General features: G+C 55.4%; 13 protein-coding genes and 1 pseudogene. 8 read left to right on the top strand and 6 right to left on the bottom strand.

What is annotated here, in order from left to right:
- From RAC90_RS05230 to RAC90_RS05220, 3 genes and pseudogenes are all read left to right on the top strand, one after another.
- Window positions 1-277: pseudogene (locus RAC90_RS05230) on the top strand (DNA mismatch repair protein MutT); the annotation flags it as partial.
- 150 nt (window positions 278-427) lie between these two features.
- Window positions 428-793, top strand: a complete 366-nt coding sequence (locus RAC90_RS05225) for a VOC family protein (protein ID WP_375124053.1) — start codon at window positions 428-430, stop codon at window positions 791-793.
- Between the two features lie 225 nt (window positions 794-1,018).
- On the top strand, window positions 1,019-1,405 hold the full coding sequence (locus RAC90_RS05220) for a hypothetical protein (RefSeq protein ID WP_058701894.1): 387 nt from the start codon (window positions 1,019-1,021) through the stop codon (window positions 1,403-1,405).
- Window positions 1,406-2,170: 765 nt separating this feature from the next.
- Here the strand turns inward: RAC90_RS05220 and RAC90_RS05215 are convergent.
- The 4 genes from RAC90_RS05215 to RAC90_RS05200 form a co-directional block, all read right to left on the bottom strand.
- Window positions 2,171-2,704 carry a C40 family peptidase gene (locus RAC90_RS05215; RefSeq protein ID WP_033741678.1) on the bottom strand — a complete coding sequence of 178 codons (534 nt, stop codon included), beginning with the start codon at window positions 2,702-2,704 and terminating at the stop codon, window positions 2,171-2,173.
- Window positions 2,705-2,957: 253 nt separating this feature from the next.
- Window positions 2,958-3,671: an MgtC/SapB family protein gene (locus RAC90_RS05210; protein WP_033741675.1), complete on the bottom strand. Its 714-nt coding sequence runs from the start codon at window positions 3,669-3,671 to the stop codon at window positions 2,958-2,960.
- A 304-nt stretch (window positions 3,672-3,975) separates the two neighbouring features.
- Complete coding sequence (locus RAC90_RS05205; RefSeq protein WP_375124052.1) at window positions 3,976-6,306, bottom strand: FdhF/YdeP family oxidoreductase; 2,331 nt, start codon at window positions 6,304-6,306, stop codon at window positions 3,976-3,978.
- A gap of 143 nt (window positions 6,307-6,449) precedes the next feature.
- Entirely contained in the window at window positions 6,450-6,614 is a 165-nt protein-coding gene (locus RAC90_RS05200; RefSeq protein WP_072021698.1) for a DUF2256 domain-containing protein, read from the bottom strand.
- A 113-nt stretch (window positions 6,615-6,727) separates the two neighbouring features.
- Between RAC90_RS05200 and RAC90_RS05195 the strand changes: the two genes are divergently transcribed.
- The 3 genes from RAC90_RS05195 (at window position 6,728) to RAC90_RS05185 (ending at window position 9,852) form a co-directional block, all read left to right on the top strand.
- Window positions 6,728-8,065, top strand: coding sequence for a glycoside hydrolase family 10 protein (locus RAC90_RS05195; RefSeq protein WP_110267494.1), 1,338 nt, complete (start codon window positions 6,728-6,730; stop codon window positions 8,063-8,065).
- The gene (locus tag RAC90_RS05190) at window positions 8,062-8,499 is read left to right on the top strand and encodes a GNAT family N-acetyltransferase (protein WP_375124051.1); all 438 of its coding nucleotides are present in this window, start codon (window positions 8,062-8,064) and stop codon (window positions 8,497-8,499) included. The genes RAC90_RS05195 and RAC90_RS05190 overlap by 4 nt, the downstream gene beginning before the upstream one ends.
- Window positions 8,500-8,619: 120 nt before the next feature.
- On the top strand, window positions 8,620-9,852 hold the full coding sequence (locus RAC90_RS05185; RefSeq protein ID WP_375124050.1) for an MFS transporter: 1,233 nt from the start codon (window positions 8,620-8,622) through the stop codon (window positions 9,850-9,852).
- A 36-nt stretch (window positions 9,853-9,888) separates the two neighbouring features.
- Here the strand turns inward: RAC90_RS05185 and malT are convergent, their stop codons facing one another.
- On the bottom strand, window positions 9,889-12,591 hold the full coding sequence (malT, locus tag RAC90_RS05180) for an HTH-type transcriptional regulator MalT (protein WP_262959077.1): 2,703 nt from the start codon (window positions 12,589-12,591) through the stop codon (window positions 9,889-9,891).
- A gap of 279 nt (window positions 12,592-12,870) precedes the next feature.
- On the opposite strand from malT, the gene malP reads away from it, so the two are divergent.
- Together malP and malQ are read left to right on the top strand one after the other, a co-directional pair.
- Window positions 12,871-15,273 (top strand): maltodextrin phosphorylase, encoded by a 2,403-nt coding sequence (malP, locus tag RAC90_RS05175; protein ID WP_185199433.1) that lies wholly within the window; start codon window positions 12,871-12,873, stop codon window positions 15,271-15,273.
- A gap of 5 nt (window positions 15,274-15,278) precedes the next feature.
- Window positions 15,279-17,333: a 4-alpha-glucanotransferase gene (gene malQ / locus RAC90_RS05170; RefSeq protein ID WP_375124049.1), complete on the top strand. Its 2,055-nt coding sequence runs from the start codon at window positions 15,279-15,281 to the stop codon at window positions 17,331-17,333.
- Window positions 17,334-17,893: 560 nt separating this feature from the next.
- Here malQ and malM read toward each other — a convergent pair.
- A complete protein-coding gene (malM, locus tag RAC90_RS05165) occupies window positions 17,894-18,814 on the bottom strand; it encodes a maltose operon protein MalM (RefSeq protein WP_039340339.1) in 921 nt (306 codons plus the stop codon).
- Window positions 18,815-18,856: the final 42 nt, after the last annotated feature.

The raw sequence follows: 18,856 nt of genomic DNA, 5'->3' as shown, positions 1-18,856 counted from the left end.
GTATGAAGAAACCGGCATTCACCGTGCCGATGTGGGTCCGTCTGTCGGTGAGCGATGCTTTGCCATGACGCTGCCTTCGGGCGAGATCGTGCAGGCACATGAGCGGTTCTTTATTGTTACTGCCGCAGGGAACGAGATTAACACACTGGGCTGGAGTGAAAATGAGAAATCAGTCATTGCCAGTTCGCGCTGGTGGACCGTCAAAGCACTCAGTGAAACAACCGAAACGGTTTATCCCGCCAATATTATGAGCCTGTTGCCTCTGCAATATACCTGAATGCATTCTGACCGGCTCTGATTAATTCGCCTCGTTTTTTTTGCAATTCTGATTTATGTTAAATAGCAGGCTATTATGTGCGCGTGCTTTTGCATCACGGCATAATCTGTTTAATGCTGGTTCTCTTTACGCCTGACCAAAGAGGTGAAAGTGAACTTACTCAAGATCGACCACGTCCATATTTATGTGCATGACCTGAAGAAAGCAGAACACTGGTATAAACGGGTGCTGGGTTTTTCACGCGATGAATCGTTGCTGTTTTGGTTTACGCAGGGCGGTCCACTGGTGCTGAAAAATAATGCTGCCGTAATATCGCTGTTTTTAAGAACCCATCAGCCGCCGGGTAACACCGTGGCATTTAGCCTGGATGCCACGTGTTTCTGTCAGTTATTACGCATCCTGGTCGCGCAATCCATACCTTATACAGTCAGCGATCATCAGGTGTCGATGTCCGTTTATTTTTGCGATCCCGACGGAAACCTGGCGATATTTGAGGACAGCGTGCATCGGCCATAAACAGGCACTTGCCTTGTCCGGTAACGTTAATTGAGACTGACCATCACTCTCTATGCTCATTAAACGCAGAATAAAAAAGAAAAGGGCGGTCTTTTTTCGAGGCACGCCATATTTTGATAACGCGCGTTGTGATTACACCGCGACATCGTTATTTTTTTCAAGAAACGTCTTTAGAAGCCGATATTAGTTAATTCACATCAGCTATTGCGTTAAGGAGAACCTAAAATGACGTATTTGCATATTAAACAGCCATCAGACGACGAAGGATGTGGTATCGCGGTTATGGCCCGATTACATCAAAAAAGTTATGATGAGATGTTGTCAATTGCTATGGAAAATGGCTTCTGCGACAAGAAGAAACGTGTCAATCTCGCGCAAATGAAAAGATTTCTGGGTTATAAGGGATTAGAGAACGTATCGTATAAAAGACACAACGGGGCCAGCGTACCGACGGATTGTGGTATTTTTCATGGTCGCTGGAATAACGTTAAAACCGGGACACGTCACTGGATTGCTTACCACGATGGTCTGTTTTTTGATCCGCTTTTGCCTCAACCCGTCTCGCAATTATCCGCGCAGTTTTATGTGACGCAAATTTTCAAACATCCTTAAATATTCATTGCCTGGAAGGCCAATGAGGAAGTTAATAGTCAACGTGAGCACCTTGCAAACTGCTAAATTCGGGGCCGGCCTCTGGGTTGGCTTTTAATATCCTTCATCAGGCATCATAGATCTGTGGGTACCGATATCAGACAGCGTTTCGTATTAATCGATATGGGTGAATGTTGTGGGGATTTCGGTACCTCAGTACGCTAATTTTTACGTAGCCGCGTCAGTTCAGGTTGCAGACGTCAGTTCGTGGCTGATCAGCCTCAGCGATGGAACCAGGCAAAACATCACGTCGCCGCTTTTCGGTATTCACTGCCTGTAAGATGTTTTCTCAACGTCAGGTGAGTTGTCATCAAGAACGGCTGATGCGCGTTTCGGGTGACAGACATGAGTTGCAGTGGTGACTCGGTTATCACTGGTAACGCGCACGGCATCAGATTTTGATGTGGCCTGAAGACGAGATATGAGAGCACATAAACAGGCGAAGCGAAGACAAAGCGAAAAAGCAGAGAAAATGGTGCAAAACCGGAAAAGACGCAGAACACCCCATATCGGAGCCTGATGTATAAAAGTACGCATAATGTATATTATGTTAAATAAGATGTCCGGTTACGCACTCAGTCAGCCCGTTTACGCCTTTCCTGCCTCACCGCTTCTTTTTGTCCGCTTCTGTACCCACAAATCACAACAACGCTACGTAAAAAACTGGCGCTTATCCCTGTGCTGGATTGGCAGATTTCACGTAGCGTTGCCTGGCATAATTCACGTTTAGCTGGCTCTGTTCAGTGTCACCTGTGCCCCGTATTCTCGCGTCAGACGACGCGCCTGGTAATAAACCGATTTCCAGTATGGGTTGTTCAGTGATGAGCGAATCACGCCCTTGCTGGCCGACGCGTGAATAAACTGATTATCCGTATCGTAGAAGCCTACGTGCATGCCGCCACCAATGCGGAAAAACACCAGATCGCCTGGTTGCAGATGTTCCGGTGTGACACGAACGCCCATATGCAGCAGATCGGCTGTGGTGACGCGGTCCATTGGCAGATTGAAACGATCGTGCAAGGTTCGCCAGACGTAGCCCGAGCAATCCACGCCAGACAGCTGTGTGCCGCCCCATTGGTACGGCGTATCATGCCAGGTGTGCATTTGGTCATGCAACGCCGCGACGATAGGAATCAAATCCGGGTTTTGCGATGCGTCAGCGGCGGCGGTGTCCTTGGGTTCATCTGAATGATGATGACTGCAACCAGAAAGCAGGAGCATAAGGCCGGAAAGAAAAAAGAATGAGGTTTTACGCTTCATCGAATAATCCGCACAGTAAAGATAACAAGGTGAGCAACGCTAAGGGCTTTTATAACCCATTCAATCGCTTGTAGAAATATCTACGCTCTGCTTTACTTAACCTTACACTCAAACGGCAGGCTCTCTTTATATAGCGTAAAAAAGCGCACCTGGAAACGGATTTTCGCGAATAAATAACAACGCTACGCGAAATCTGACGCATAACTCCCCTGCTCTTTTATCAGAATTCACGTAGCGGCGCCTGTTTTTTGTGCTATCCGTTTTCGCTCGCATCCAGACCGCATACCTGCCAGCGCACCGAACTGACCCCTTTCTCCAGGCTAATGCGGCTTACCAGACTTTCCAGCTGTCCGGTCATGCTGGGTTGGCCCATCACTTCGGCATTCACTTCCATGCGATGTGGCGGATCCAAATCTTCACTGTGGAGCGATTGCAGGCGCAGGCCGCTGTTGCCCAGGCTATGCAGCATCAAACTGCGCACCTGAACTTCATCCTGCGCCAGACAAACGATCTGCACTTTGTAATGTTGTACTGCCTCGTCGGCCGACACGATGGACTGGCGATTAATGCCCAGCGCCAGTTCACGCAACAGAATGTTGGCACAGAGAATCACCATGCAACCTATCGCGGCTTCGAGTAACAACCCCATGCTGCACAGGACGCCGACGGCCGCGGTACACCACAAGGTGGCGGCGGTATTTAGGCCGCGAACGTTTAATCCGTCGCGCATAATCACACCGCCACCCAGGAAGCCGATACCGGAAACCACATAGGCGGCAACGCGAGTGGCGTCGGTGGCAATGCCGGGAACACACTGCGTCATCAGAACGAACAAACAGGCACCGGTGCTGACCAGCGCGTTAGTACGTAAGCCGGTCATGCGTTGACGCAGCTGACGTTCGCTGCCGATGAGCGCACCCAGAATCAGCGCGGCCGATACGCGCAGTAAAAAGATTTTCCAGTCCATGATAAACCTCTCTCCGCCGCGCGGCAGGCGCAGTACGGAAAAACAAAGATGAATAAAATGGATTACAGCGGGCGTTGATGCAAAGCGCATCACGTCAGGGAAGGATGTTGATACAGCCGCCGTCTTAACGTGCAGTTAAGACAGCCAAAACTATCTTACTGCAGAAGCCTGGTGTAATCGTTCGGGACTTGTGTCCAATGTAGGTTGCCTCTTGCGTAAAATTCGCGGCGATTGTATAGCCATCTGAGGGCGGATTTCCACTCAGATGGCGCTTCGTTCAGGATTGGTTTAGCTGGACGGACGTTTAACGGCGCGTTGCGGACGCCTCAACCGGCACGTCGGCGCGGGCCAGCTCCATCCTCACCGGTGTGCTTTTATAGGAGGGAATACCGCTTTTTGTGTCGTAACTGTCTAAGGGAATTAACACGTTAGCTTCAGGATAATAGGCCGCTACCGATCCTTCGGCCATATCATGCACTGCGATAGTCAGATTATCGAGACGGCGATGAGTAGGATTGCCGTCCGGGTCCAGCGCAATGATGTTAACCTGATCGCCCATGCGAACCCCCTTTTTCTCCGCCTCGTTTTCACTGATAAACAGAATGTCGCGGCGGCCTGAAACGCCGCGATAGCGGTCATCCAGCCCGTAGAGCGTGGTGTTGTACTGATCGTGACTGCGCAGTGTCGTCAGAACGAGATCATGACATTTCAACGAGCGCGGATCTTCATTGATGCCCTCCATCACCAGGAATTGTGCTTTGCCCGATGGCGTATGCCAGACACGTTCAGACGCGCCATTCGGTAAACGGAACCCGCCCGGCTGCTGAATACGTTCGTTGAAGTTGTCAAAACCCGGAATCACCGCTTCGATGGCGTCACGAATCAGGCTGTAGTCGCCTGTCAACGTGTCCCAGTCCACGACCGTGTCCGGCAACGTGGCTTTGGCCAGGCCCGCGATGAGCGCGGGTTCGGATTTCAGATGAGGCGACGCCGGATCGAGCGTGCCGCGTGAGGCGTGTACCATCGACATGGAATCTTCAACCGTCACGCTCTGTGCACCAGACTGTTGCTGGTCAATCTCGGTGCGGCCAAGCACCGGGAACAGATAGCTGTGTTTTGCCAGCAACAAATGCGAGCGGTTCAGTTTGGTGGCCATGTGCACCACCATATCCAGCTTGCGCATCGCAGCAAAGGTTTGCTGTGGATCCGACATGGCTTCGGCCAGATTACCGCCCAGGCACAGCAGTGCGTTTATCTCACCATCGCGAATGGCCTGAACGGCCATAACGGCACTGTGTCCGTGTTTTGTCGGTGGCGTGAAACCAAAGACCGCTTCGATACGCTTCAGCAGGCTTTCGGAGGGAACTTCGGTGATGCCAACGGTACGATCGCCCTGCACATTCGAGTGACCGCGTAACGGACAAATGCCCGCGCCCTTCTTGCCCATATTGCCGCGTAACAGCAGCAGATTCGCAATTTGTTGCACGTTCTGCGTGCCATACTGATGCTGAGTAATTCCCATGCCATAGCAAATGATCGTGCGTTCAGCATTAGCGTAAAGCTGCGCGATATGCTCAATCTGTTCGCGTGACATACCCGAAACGTTAAGAATATGCGCCCAGTCCGTCGCCTCAAGGTCGGCTTTTAAGGCATCCAGGCCCTGCGTATGTTCAGCGATAAACGCGGCGTCAAACACGCCAGGATTGCCGCGGGTTTTGGCCTCTTCATCCATCGCCATCAGGCACTTCATCACGCCTTTAAGCATGGCCGCATCACCGCCAACCCGGATTTTGTAATAGGTTGACGCCAGTTCCGTTGAACTCAGCGTCACCATCTGTACCGGATTTTGCGGGGCGGTAAAACGCTCAAGTCCCCGTTCGCGCAACGGATTGATCGCGACGATTTTCGCACCGCGTTTCGACACCTCCTGCAACGTGGCCAGCATGCGCGGATGGTTTGTACCGGGGTTATGACCGATACAGATCACCAGATCGCAATGGTCAAAATCATCCAGCTCTACCGTGCCTTTGCCGATGCCAATCGATTCAGGTAAGCCGACGCTGGTTGGCTCGTGGCACATATTGGAACAGTCGGGGAAGTTGTTGGTGCCAAATTCGCGGGCAAACAGCTGCCACAGAAAGGCGGCCTCGTTGGAAGCACGTCCTGAGGTATAAAATTCCACGCTGTCGGGATTGTGATAACTGCGCAGCCGCTCACCAATTTCATTGAAGGCGGTTTGCCACTCAATGGGCTGATAGGTATCCGTTACCGGATCGTATTTCATTGGATGCGTCAGCCTGCCTTCGCCTTCAAGCTCGTAAGCGCTGCGCTGCCACAATTCGCTGACCGGATGGGCCGCGAAAAACTCAGGTGTCGTGCGTTTACTGGTGGCTTCCCATGACACCGCTTTCGCGCCGTTTTCACAGAACTCAAAGGAGGACGTGTGTTTGGGATCGGGCCAGGCACAGCCGGGACAGTCAAAGCCTTCAGGCTGGTTAACTTTAAATAAGGCAATCACGTCCTGTTTCACGGCCATTTGACCACGAATCGCCCCTGCTACCGCTTTCAGGGCACCCCAGCCGCCCGCTGCGCCATCATAGGGTTTCACACCTTCCGTCCTGTTTTGCTCTTTCATTGCTGCTCCAGACTGACTGTTTTTGTTTTTATTAAGCCTGGTACAGTAATCGCAACGGCGCGTGAGAACAGTCGTGTAAAATTCAGGTTAACTTTTGCTAAATGTTTCACCGAGGCGGCAAAGCCAGGCGGCGCGCGAAAATGTTATGCTCCGTCAGCGGTATTTCGACGCTGTCGCCTGCAACGTTCAGAGCAGTACAGTACCTGATCCCAGCATTTTGCCCACTTTTTACGCCAGGTCATGGGTTTATGGCACTGCCTGCAGTAGCGCACCGGTAGCGCCTGTTTATTTCCTTTAAAAGTGTGCATCGTCTGCCCCCTGTCATCAGGTGATAAGTATAGACAGGCCGGGTTGATTGACTTTACGCCAAATAGGATCAGAATACTGTTCCAGTTAAGGACTACGCGACACGGAGTTTATCATCGCCACTTTTCGCGACGTTTATCGCGCCCGTACGGGACGCCGAGCCGGCCTGTTCGCCGCCTCGGCTTTGTTATTAGCCAGCTGTTCGTCGGAACCGCCAAAATCGCTGGTCACGCCCTTTCCGACCGTCAGTAAACCGCCGGTAACCAGCCAACCGGTGCGGGAGAATGTGCCTGTACGCGGCGTCTGGCTGACGACGGTTTCCCGTCTCGACTGGCCACCGATCGCCTCGGTGAATATCCGCGATGAGGCGCTGCGCGTCAGTCAGCAAAAGCGTGCGCTGACCGATAAACTCGACAAGCTGAAAAGCCTGGGAATCAATACGGTGTTCTTTCAGGTCAAACCGGATGGCACCGCACTGTGGGCATCGAAGATCCTGCCCTGGTCAGACATGATGACAGGCGAAACAGGTCAGAACCCAGGCTTTGATCCGCTGCAGTTTATGCTGGATGAAGCCCATAAGCGCGGTATGCGCGTGCATGCCTGGTTTAATCCCTACCGCGTTTCCGTGAATACCAAACCCTCAACGGTCGCCGAGCTGAACCGCACCCTGTCACAGCAGCCTGCCAGCGTCTTTGTTCTGCATCGTGACTGGATTCGCACGTCCGGGGATCGTTACGTGCTCGATCCCGGCATTCCGGATGTGCGTGACTGGATAACCAGCATCGTGGCTGAAGTTGTAAAACACTACGATATCGATGGCGTGCAGTTTGATGATTACTTCTACGCCGAGTCGCCCGGCTCGCCCCTGAACGACAGTCAGACGTTTATTCGATACGGCCAGGGCTTTGCCTCGAAGGCAGACTGGCGCAGGCATAATACACAGTTATTGATCGAGCAGGTTTCTCACACGATCAAGCAGCTCAAGCCGCAGGTGGAGTTTGGCGTCAGCCCGGCCGGCGTCTGGCGTAACCGTTCGCACGATGCTGCCGGCTCGGATACGCGCGGCGCGGCGGCCTACGATGAGTCCTATGCGGATACACGCCGCTGGGTACAGGACGGCTTACTGGATTATATTGCGCCCCAGATTTACTGGCCCTTCTCACGCAGCGCCGCCCGTTACGATGTGCTGGCGAACTGGTGGGCTAACGTTGTTAAGCCGACTAAAACGCGTCTGTATATCGGTATCGCCTTATACAAAGTCGGGGTGCCCGCCAAAAACGAGCCGGAATGGACGATTCAGGGCGGCGTGCCGGAACTGAAACGTCAGCTTGACCTTAACGCCTCCCTGCCGCAGGTCAGCGGCACGATTTTGTTCCGGGAAGACTACCTGAATCAGCCACAAACGCAGCCAGCAGTGAATTACCTGCGCAGCCGCTGGGGGCAACAGCCGTGATAACCGTGGCGGTTGTCGAGGCAGCAACCCCGGCGTTACAGGTCCTGACGGCACGGCTGTCAGCGGAACTGTCTGCCCTTACTGGCGATGCCGGGACACAGCACTTCAGCGCGCCTGAGGCGGCGACCTGGGTGCTGGCCCGAGACAGCCAGGGCAAGGCAATTGGCTGTGGGGCGCTGGTGCATGTCTCCCCTGAGACAGCCGAGCTGAAGCGCATGTTTTCCACCCGCGATATCCCCGGTACGGGCGCGGCCGTGCTGGCCGCGCTTGAGCAGATTGCCCGCGCGCGTGGCTATCGCGCGCTGCGGTGTTCAACGCGCCGGGTGAATACCCGCGCAGTGGCGTTTTATCATCGTTGCCATTTTCAGGAAACCGCCCCTTACGGCGCTTATGTCGATAAGCCCGCTTCTGTGTGTCTGACCAAAGCCCTCTGACGCAAATCATTAACAAATATTTTACTATTCAGCCCAAAATAGCACTTTTGTCAGCACCGCATTCGCTGCGTGGCGTAATATACGTCAATAAACGTAAAGTCCTCCCACACGGAAATGCGCATGTCTCAATACTCAAGTGAAGTGAAAACCAGTCAGCCCGGACTGGCCGCCAACGTTGATGACAGTCAGAAAATTGTGATGTCGATACTGGGCGCAGTGGCCTTTTCCCACTGCTGTAATGACTTTATCCAGGCCATGCTGCCGTCCATTTATCCGCTGCTGAAAACCAACTTCGCGCTCAGCTACGCCCAGATTGGCTTGATCACGCTGATTTATCAGATGACCGCCTCGCTGCTGCAGCCGTGGATTGGCCTGTATACCGACAAACATCCCAAGCCCTGGCTACTGCCGTCTGGTATGGTTGCGACACTCATCGGCATCGGGCTGCTGGCCATCGCGCCGCATTTCTCAGTGGTGTTGATGGCATCGGCGCTTATCGGCGTAGGTTCAGCCACGTTTCATCCGGAAGCGTCGCGTGTGGCACGGATGGCTTCGGGCGGGCAATTTGGGACGGCACAATCCACCTTCCAGGTCGGCGGCTATGTCGGTACCGCTTTTGCGCCGCTGGTCGCCGCGATGCTGATCATCCCGCACGGACAGCTGGCGGTGGGCTGGCTGATGCTGATCGCGCTGTTTGCGGTCATCATTCTGTCAGGTATCAGCCGCTGGACGGTGAAGCACGGTCATGCCCACATGAAAAAGCACAACCAGCGGTCACTGCGCGCCCTGTCGTCGCGCGATGTGAAGCTGGCGCTGTCCGTTGTGGGCGTGCTGTTACTGGCTAAATTCACCTATATTGCCTCGATCAGCAACTACTACATTTTTTATCTGGTCGAGCGCTTCCAGTTACCGGTGCCGGAAGCCCAGATTTACCTGTTTACCTTTCTGGCCGCGGTGGCGATTGGGACGCTGGTTGGCGGCCCGGTGGGCGATCGTATCGGACGTAAGGCGGTGGTCTGGATCTCTTTTCTGGGCGTCATTCCCTTCTCGCTCCTGATGCCGCACGCCAACCTGTTCTGGACTGCGGTGTTAAACGTTTGCATTGGTTTGGTTTTTTCATCGGCGTTTGCCGCGCTGGTCGTCTATGCCCAGGAGGTGCTGCCGGGCCGCACGGGCATGGTGGCCGGGATCATGTTTGGCACGATGTTTGGGATTGGCGGTATCGCCGCGGCCGCACTGGGGAAATTTGCGGACTGGTACGGTATTACCACGGTATACAACGCCTGTGGCTTTTTACCGCTGCTTGGCTTTGTGACCTTACTGATGCCTGACACGCGAAACAAAAAAGCGTAAAACGTCCAGGCAGCACCCGGCTGCCTGTTGCTTTTCTTACACGTACCCCATCATTTTCAGCATCGACTGCGCCTGCGTCATCGCTTCCGCCCGATGGGTGATGCCAAGTTTTTGATACAGGTTGCGGATATGGGTTTTGATGGTGGTGGCGGCCACATCCAGCTCGGCCGCGATCTGCTCGTTGCTGTAGCCGGAATAGATTAATCCCAGCACCTGCCATTCACGTTGCGTCAGTGGGCTGGTGCGGATCAGCTCCGGTACGTCCGGATGGTTCAGCAACCGGCTGACAAAGCCTTCATCAAAATGCGCAAACTTGTGGCGGTGATATTTGTTGATCTCGTTCAGGATGCGCCGCGCCCGATGGTGATCCAGCTCATCAAGTGTATTCAGCTGTAACAGCTGACGGAGCTGCTGCGCCATAGTTTCACCCTGCACAACGAAATGGCTGATAAAGCCGGTGCTGCGTGCCAGATTGAGCGCACTGAGTAAAGCCTGCTGGGCCTTTGCGCGCTGATCCGTTTCCCAGTAGATCTGATTCAGCAACAGCAAATTGCGGTTGAGATCGCTCATTAGCTGCAACGCCCGGGCGTTGTCATTCAGCTCGTCCAGAATCACCTCGGCCTGAGTGTACTGCCCCAGCAGAATCTGCGCCCGCGCCACGTTACGCCACTGTCCCTGTAAAAAATGGTTACTGGCACTGGCCGGTTTTGGCGTCTGACGCAGCCAGTCACGCGCGCTTTGCAAATCGCCGGTCATTTGCCAGTACAGCACCCGCACTTTATCTGCATTGGCCAGCCAGTCATGATGCCAGCGGCCGTTGTTCAGCAGGTTCTCCAGGCGATTTAATAAGGTGCGCGCGTTATCAAGGTTGCCACGGGCGATGGCGCTCTGCACCAGTAAGCCCAGGCACTGGATCTGCTGCTGCGGCTGAAAACCCTGTAAGACTTTCATGCCGTCGCGCGCGGCCTGCTCCGCCTCATCCAGCCGTCCCCAGGCCCATAACAGTTGGGCGCGGATGCGCAGCAGAAACTCATGCAACGGGAAGTGAGACAAATGCTGTGCCTTTACCAGCGCGAAGGCCCGCTCCTGGGTTTCATACGCGGTTTGCAGAAAGCCCTGGGCAAACAGAATCTCGCTTTGCTGAATCAGGCTCCACAGCACATAGTGCCAGGCATCTTCCCGGCGAGCCATATGCTCCGTCTGGCGCATCAGCGCCAGCGAGTTACTGAGTTCGCCTTTACAATGCAGAATTTCGCCGTGCACCGAGGTCGCGACAATCCGGCTGTAGTGGCGGCTTTCAGGCAGTGCGTCCAGCGCCAGCATCGCCAGACGCTCGGCCTCATCCGCATTACCGTCATTGATCGCCACCTGCGCCAGCAGTGCGTTAAACTCGCCGCGCAGGACCGCATCGATTTCGCAACGGCTCTCCTGCTCAAACCGGGCCAACAGGCTGTTCACCTCTGTGAAGCGGTGCTGGCTCTGCATCAGCCAGGCCTGCAATAACACCAGGTTGGGATGCGCCAGCAGCATACTCCAGGGCAGTGCTTTCAACGACGATTCCAGTAACGGCAGCTCGCTCTGGTTAAACAGAGACCATGCGTGCTCAATGAGCACGTCCCGCAGCATCTCAGCATCGCCTGAGGCGCGCGCATGATGAATGGCTTCACCCGGAAAGCCCTGCGCCATCCAGCTGGTTGCCGCCGCACGATGCAGGGCGGGAAGCTCTGCAGCCAGCTCCCACTGGCAGCGCTGTTGCAGGAAGCTGCCAAATAACGGGTGATAGCTGAACCACTGACCGGAATCATCCATGCGTTGCAGAAACAGCCCCTGGCGCTCAATCTCCTCCAGCCAGCGTTGGCCGTTCTCCTCACCGGTGACTTCGGCGATCAGCGCCGCATTTAGCGAACGTAGCAGCGCGCTTTTTAACAGGAAATGGCGGGTGGGCAACGTCACGTTATCCAGCACTTCCTCGACCAGATAGTCGTTTAAGTGACTGGCATTAATACCCGACAGACGTCGGGCCGAATGCTGCGCCGCGCCTGCGCCCTGCCGGGCCGACAGGGCGATCAGCTGCAGAGCCGTTGCCCAGCCTGCGACGTCATCGCACAGGCGCCCGGTTTCGTCGGACGCCAGCGGTGCGGGCAGCCGGGCAGCAAAAAACGCCTGCGCTTCCTGATGGGTAAAGGCCAGTTGCTGGCTGCTGAGTTCCAGCAGCTGTTCGCGCACGCGCAGATTGGCAATGCCTAACTGCGGCAGATTACGCGAGAGCACGATCAGGGTGACGTTTTCAGGTTGATGGCGTAGAAAGAAGCGCATGGCATCATGAATCGCCGGATTGATGATGTGATGGTAATCATCAATGATCAGCCACAGCGGCTTATGCCATTCCTGCAAATCGTTAAAGAGTTGGGTAAAGAGTGCGTTAAGGTTGACGTACTGCCGCTTCTGCGCCAGCACTTCACTACGACGGCAGCATCCCTGCGTGGCCTGCTGCAGGGCCGCTACCAGATAATCCGCAAAGCGCTCCGTCTGGTTGTCGCTTTCATCCAGGGAATACCAGCCCAGCTCGGCTTTATCGGCTGCCCAGTGGGAGATCAAGGTGGTTTTACCGTAGCCAGCGGGGCTGGTCACCAGCACCAGGCGATAGTTACCGGCGGCGGATAATTTTCGTATCAGTCGCTCGCGTTTCACCGTGGTTTCATGCCGGACAGGACGGCTGAGTTTTGAGGGAATTAACATAGACGCACGCTTCTCCATTTGCTTCGGCGCATCATTTTTTTACGCTTCGTAATTATTCTTCACACGTTCAGCTATCCCTTCGGATAAAGCAAGCAGACGCTTAAGTGAATCTTCACAAAAGCGAATCTAATCACACTTAAGTAAAACTTTCGGACTTCCCTCAGGCTCTCCACCCTGCGGCTCCGCCTGCGCGAAATTCTGCCGGGAGGAGGCGCGCGCCGGAACGCAAAAGCACACTGTGGGTTATTCCCTTTTCTCCTTAAAACAGGATTTTCGGCTATGACACAGCATCCCTTTGATCAATCGCTTTTTAACGCTGCGCTGGCGCGCCAGTGGCAACAGTTTGGCCTGCAAGAGGCACACGAGATGACGCCGCATCAGTGGTGGCACGCACTGAGTGGTGCGCTGGCTGAAATGCTGCGCGCGCTCCCTGCCCGGCCCGCTTCCGGCGATCAACGCCATGTCAATTATCTGTCGATGGAGTTTCTGACCGGACGACTGACCGGCAATAACCTCCTCAACCTGGGCTGGTATAACGCTGTCGCTGCCGCCTTATCGCAATGGGATGTGTCACTCAGTGACGTACTGGAAAACGAGCGCGATCCGGCGCTGGGTAATGGCGGCTTAGGGCGTCTGGCAGCCTGCTTTCTGGACGCGATGGCCACTGTCGGTCAGCCCGCTACCGGCTATGGCCTGAATTACCAGTACGGTCTGTTTCGTCAGCGTTTTGTCGACGGCGCGCAGGATGAACAACCCGACGACTGGCAGCGCGAGCGTTATCCCTGGTTTACGTACAATGCCCGGCGGGATGTCCAGGTGGGCTTAGGCGGCAGAGTCAGCAACGAAAACGGCACAATCCGCTGGCAGCCCGCGTTTTACCTCAAGGGCGAAGCCTGGGATCTGCCGGTTGTGGGCTTTGAAAACGGGGTGACGCAGCCGTTGCGGCTGTGGCAGGCCACACATGCGCAGCCATTTGACCTGCAAACCTTCAACAACGGGGCGTTTATGCGGGCTGAAAAACAGGGCATGGATGCGGCGAAGCTGACGAAAGTCCTTTACCCTAACGACCATCATCAGGCCGGCAAAAAACTCCGCCTGATGCAGCAGTATTTTCAGTGCGCCTGTTCGCTGGCTGATATCCTTCGCCGCCACCTGCAGGCGGGCCGTTCGCTCGACAGCCTGGCCGATTACGAAGTGATTCAGCTAAACGACACGCATCCCACGCTGGCGATCCCCGAACTGATGCGGCTGCTGATCGATGAGTACCAATTCAGCTGGGACAGCGCCTGGACCCTCACCCAGCGCACATTTGCCTATACCAACCATACTTTGTTGCCTGAAGCGCTGGAGTGCTGGGATACCGGCATCGTCCGCGCCCTGCTGCCGCGCCATATGCTGATCATCCACCGCCTCAATGCCCAGCTAAAGGCAGAAGTGGATGCACGCTGGCCGGGCGATGACGCGGTCTGGGCCCGACTGGCTATCGTACATCATAAGCAACTCCGCATGGCTAACCTGTGTGTAATGAGTTGCTTTGCCGTAAACGGCGTCGCCGCGCTGCACTCCCGACTCGTCAAAGAGGAGCTGTTCCCGGAATACGTCGCACTATGGCCTGATAAGTTTCATAACGTCACTAACGGCATTACGCCACGCCGCTGGATCAACCAGTGTAATCCCCGCCTTGCCCGCCTGATAAGCCACACGCTGAAGCGGCCGTGGATCAACGATCTGGACGCGCTCGCCTCTCTGGAAAACTGGGTGGATGACGCCGGTTTTTGTGCCGACTATCAGCAGATCAAGCAGCAAAACAAGCAGGATTTGGCCGCGTGGATTGCTGAGCGGACCGACATTGTCGTTAATCCCGCGGCGATGTTCGATGTGCAAATCAAGCGACTGCATGAATACAAACGGCAGCATCTGACGCTGTTGCATATCATTGCCCTCTGGCAGATGCTGTGTCGCGATCCACAGGCGAACCTGTGTCCGCGCGTGGTGATCTTCGGGGCCAAAGCGGCACCCGGTTATGCGCTGGCCAAAAACATCATTTACGCCATTAATCAGGTTGCTGAGGTCATAAATCACGACCCGCGCGTGGCCGATCGCCTGAAAGTGGTGTTTATTCCGGACTATAACGTTTCTGTTGCTGAACGACTGATCCCTGCCGCGGACCTGTCAGAGCAGATATCAACGGCGGGCAAAGAAGCGTCCGGCACCGGCAATATGAAGCTGGCCCTGAACGGCGCGCTTACGATAGGTACGCTCGATGGTGCCAACGTCGAAATTGCCGAACAGGTCGGTGAAGACAATATCTTTATCTTTGGCCACACCGTGGAGCAGGTGCAGGCGCTGAAGGCCGGGCATTACGATCCTGTTCTGTGGCGCACCAACGACGTCCAACTCGACCAGGCCTTACAGGCGCTGGAAAACGGCACCTTTAGCGCGGGCGATACGCACGCGTTTGACCTGCTGTTAAACAGTCTCGGTCCTGAGAACGGCGATCCCTGGCGGGTGCTGGCTGACTTCCGTCACTATCTGAATGCTCAGCAACGTGCCGAAGCCTTATGGGCCGATAAGCAGGCGTGGACGCGCGCAGCCATCCTGAATACCGCGCGCTGCGGAATGTTCAGCGCGGACCGTGCGATTCGCCATTACCAGCAGCGCATCTGGCAGCGTAAAGGATAATTACAATGACGCCTTTTCACCCTCCTCAGGAGACGGGCCGCATAGCAACGGAATATGTGGATGCGCATGGAACGGTGCAGACGGTTTCTGCCCTCACGCGTCAGCGTTTGCTGACGGCGATGGCGCGCGAGTCGGCCCCATCCACACCATTGCCCCCCGTATGGGTTATCCCGCAGGGTAAACCGATAGTGTTAACGCCTGTGCTGACCGGTCCCATGCGCTGGCAGTTAACAAGCGAATACGGGCAGCACTGGTCGGGGCAATGTGAGCCGGATAAACCGTTGTGCTTACCGGAACTGCCTGATGGCTACCATCAATTGCGCCTGACGCAAGGCATGCAACGGGTTATCTGCCAGATAATTGTGACGCCGTCACGTTGCTATGCGCCGGAGGCGTTGCTTAAGGGGCGCAGGCGCTGGGGAACCTGTGTGCAGCTCTATTCGTTGCGCTCAGCGGGCAACTGGGGCATGGGCGATTTTGCCGATCTGCGGCAACTGGTGAACGAGACCGGTCAGCGAGGCGGCGCCTTTATCGGTCTGAATCCGTTACATGCGCTGTTCCCCGCGCTGCCCGATCAGGCCAGTCCTTACAGTCCCTCTTCCCGGCGCTGGCTGAATGTGTTGTATATTAGCGTGCCCGATGTGGCTGATTTTACGCTGAGCGCCGCCGCACAGGCCTGGTGGCTCGCGGCAGAAACGCAGGACGTTCTCCAGCGCGCCCGCGCGGCACAATGGGTGGATTATCCCGCTGTCGCGTCGCTCAAGCTCACCGCACTGCGGTTTGCATGGGCGCAGTTTTTGCAGCGTGATAACGAGGACAGTGAGGTTGTCGTATTCGAGGCGTTTGTCCTTCAGGGTGGTGAAAGCCTGCTGCATCAGGGCATTTTCGATGCCTTACAGGCCTGGTTTGTGGGTCAGGATCCAACCTGTCACGGCTGGGATACCTGGCCCGCTGCGTATCAACAGCCGGACAGCGCCGCCGTGCACGCCTTTCGCATCGAACACGGCGATGAGATCCGTTTTTATCAGTGGTTACAATGGCTTGCCGCCCGACAGTTTGCGGCCTGCTGGCAGGACAGCCAGCGGCTACAGATGACGCTGGGGCTTTATCGGGATCTCGCCGTCGGCGTGGCCGCTAATGGGGCTGAAACCTGGAGCCAGCGTGCCTTGTATTGCCTGGCGGCCAGCGTGGGCGCGCCGCCGGATATTCTCGGACCGCTTGGCCAGAACTGGGGATTACCGCCGCTGCATCCCGGGGAATTGTATGACCGGGCATACGAACCCTGGATAACCCTGCTGCGTGCGAATATGCGTGACTGTGGCGCACTACGTATTGACCATGTGATGGCGTTACTGCGTCTGTGGTGGATTCCGGCGGGTGAAACGGCAGCGGAAGGTGCCTATGTGACCTATCCTGTCGACGATTTGCTGGCCATTCTGGCGCTGGAAAGCCAGCGTCACCGCTGCATGGTGATCGGAGAAGATCTGGGTACAGTACCGGATACCATCGTGGCGAAACTGCGTGATGCCGGCGTTTACTCCTACAAAGTGCTCTACTTTGAACGAACCGCTGAACGCGCCTTTCGTCCGCCTGCCGCATGGCCTGCGCAGGCCATGGCGGTAGCCACCACCCATGATATGCCAACGCTGCGCGGCTGGTGGCAACACGACGATCTGACGCTCGGCAGCCAGTTGGGACTCTATCCTGACAACGCGGTGCTGGCCGGGCTCCATCGCCAGCGCAGGACAGCCCGCGCGGCGCTGTTGCAGAGCCTGCAGCGCCAGGGTTATCTGAAGAACGGCGCACTGGTGCAGGCCAACAGCCCGCGCATGAGTCTGGTGTTGAATACCGCGCTTCATTACTATCTGGCTGACTGCAACAGCGCCCTGCTGGGCTTGCAGCCCGAAGACTGGCTGGATATGGCTTCTCCGGTCAATGTACCCGGCACGGTGGAGACCTATCCGAACTGGCGACGTAAGCTCAGCCTGCCGCTGGAGGCGATGTTTGCCGATGCGCGGATTAACGGGCTGCTGGCGACCATGACGCAGAAGCGCGGATAAGAAAATAATGCGGTCCATATCAACCAAAATACAATGCCGATATGGACTGTTAAATGAATTTGGGTGTTGGCTACGCTTCATATGTCATTTCTGTGGCCGGGTTCAATTTACCTTTGGACCGAAACTTGCACACTGGCAAAGATATTAATCAGATTTATTAATATATTGAGAGGGTGCGATGATCGGTTGCTGTGCGTGTTGCGGTCTTGCTTTAAACAGGGGGCTTCCCAAAGTCAAAAACAACGTTGAATATAAAAGTTGCCCGAAATGCTCTGTGACACACGGAAGGCAGCATATTTACTTTCAGACGGCTAATCACTTTGGAACCACACCCGCGCGTGAAACGATAAATAATCCTCAAAGTCTTCAAAGTTATTGTGAAAGTTGCAGGCCCGCCTCAGAAAAAGACAACCCATCGAGAGTATTTCAGCATGGCTTAACATGTCATCATTTCGAATAGTCGTTCAATTTTCCGGCCGACATTCGTATTTACTTCTCTGACTGACAAAAAAAGGTGCGCCTCAGCGCACCAGGTGGAGCAAATCAGCACTGTGGAGTGATTACTCCTTGCCTTTAACACTGCTGATAAATGTTTTTCGTGCGGAAGGTGAACCGAGCCGCTCTGCTTCGTCGAGCAGTTTAAGCGCTTTATCAATATTGCCCTGGGCCACTGCCTGCCTGATGCTCTGGTTAAAATAGCTTTCGGTATCGGTGACAAGGGGCTGCGATTTTGTGTCAGGCGCAGCAGTGGGTTGCGCGGCCTGCACGGCAGGTTGTGTTTGTCCGACCGTCACGGGCGTTGAACGGGAAGCGCCAAACAGCGGCCCGACCAGTATCGAGGAGGCGGAACTGGTGCTGACGTTGATTTTTAGCCTGCCCGAGAGGCTATGGCGGGCAACGGGATCGGGAATATCCGGCACCGCGTGGCCGGTTCCCCTGGCATAGGCTTTTGCCGGATCCAACAGCGTAGTGGTTTGTGTCAGATCCTTTTCTGTGGTGAACACTAACAGATAGATTTTCTGCTGCCCCGGCACGGGCGTCAGTTTCATTACGCCTTCAAGCCGGTCAGCGGCCATTACGCCGGGTTGCTGATAGGTAAACCAGCGGCTCGGAAACCAGGCGGCCGGACGGAGATGTTCATCCAGGACAAGCACATTGGGGGCAAATACCTGGTTATTCTGCACCTCGCTGCTCAGGGTAATGGTCAGTTCTCCCAGCGTCGCAGGCAGGCTGTAAGCCGCGACCGGGCCCGTCATCCCCGGGACATTCCATCGTGAATGGCTGCCATCAAGCACTGTCACCTGAGCGCGTGAAGTATCCAGCGGCTGCCAGGTCAGGCTTTGCAGACTGGTTTGTGAAAAGTGTGGTGCGGCAGAGACATCCTGCGGCATCAGATTGATTTCGGCGCGGACTGTAGCGCTGTGCCCTGCCAGCAGCATTGCGCTCAGGCTCAGCGCTAATCCGACTTTATGCATTTTCATTGTGAACCTCGCATAACCGGCAGCGGCACCGCCAGGCAATAG

Source organism: Pantoea sp. CS_6 (assembly GCF_041954745.1).
Taxonomy (GTDB): Bacteria; Pseudomonadota; Gammaproteobacteria; order Enterobacterales; family Enterobacteriaceae; genus Pantoea; species Pantoea stewartii.
The sequence above is the reverse complement of the archived record's forward strand: the minus strand, read 5'-3'. Positions and strand labels throughout refer to the sequence as shown.

Excerpts from the sequence above, each read along its gene's own strand:
- RAC90_RS05205 (WP_375124052.1), bottom strand. The coding sequence starts at position 6,306 with ATGAAAGAGCAAAACAGGACGGAAGGTGTGAAACCCTATGATGGCGCA.
- malP (WP_185199433.1), top strand. The coding sequence starts at position 12,871 with ATGACACAGCATCCCTTTGATCAATCGCTTTTTAACGCTGCGCTGGCG.
- malT (WP_262959077.1), bottom strand. The coding sequence starts at position 12,591 with ATGTTAATTCCCTCAAAACTCAGCCGTCCTGTCCGGCATGAAACCACG.
- malQ (WP_375124049.1), top strand. The coding sequence starts at position 15,279 with ATGACGCCTTTTCACCCTCCTCAGGAGACGGGCCGCATAGCAACGGAA.
- malM (WP_039340339.1), bottom strand. The coding sequence starts at position 18,814 with ATGAAAATGCATAAAGTCGGATTAGCGCTGAGCCTGAGCGCAATGCTG.
- RAC90_RS05215 (WP_033741678.1), bottom strand. The coding sequence starts at position 2,704 with ATGAAGCGTAAAACCTCATTCTTTTTTCTTTCCGGCCTTATGCTCCTG.
- RAC90_RS05210 (WP_033741675.1), bottom strand. The coding sequence starts at position 3,671 with ATGGACTGGAAAATCTTTTTACTGCGCGTATCGGCCGCGCTGATTCTG.
- RAC90_RS05220 (WP_058701894.1), top strand. The coding sequence starts at position 1,019 with ATGACGTATTTGCATATTAAACAGCCATCAGACGACGAAGGATGTGGT.
- RAC90_RS05200 (WP_072021698.1), bottom strand. The coding sequence starts at position 6,614 with ATGCACACTTTTAAAGGAAATAAACAGGCGCTACCGGTGCGCTACTGC.
- RAC90_RS05185 (WP_375124050.1), top strand. The coding sequence starts at position 8,620 with ATGTCTCAATACTCAAGTGAAGTGAAAACCAGTCAGCCCGGACTGGCC.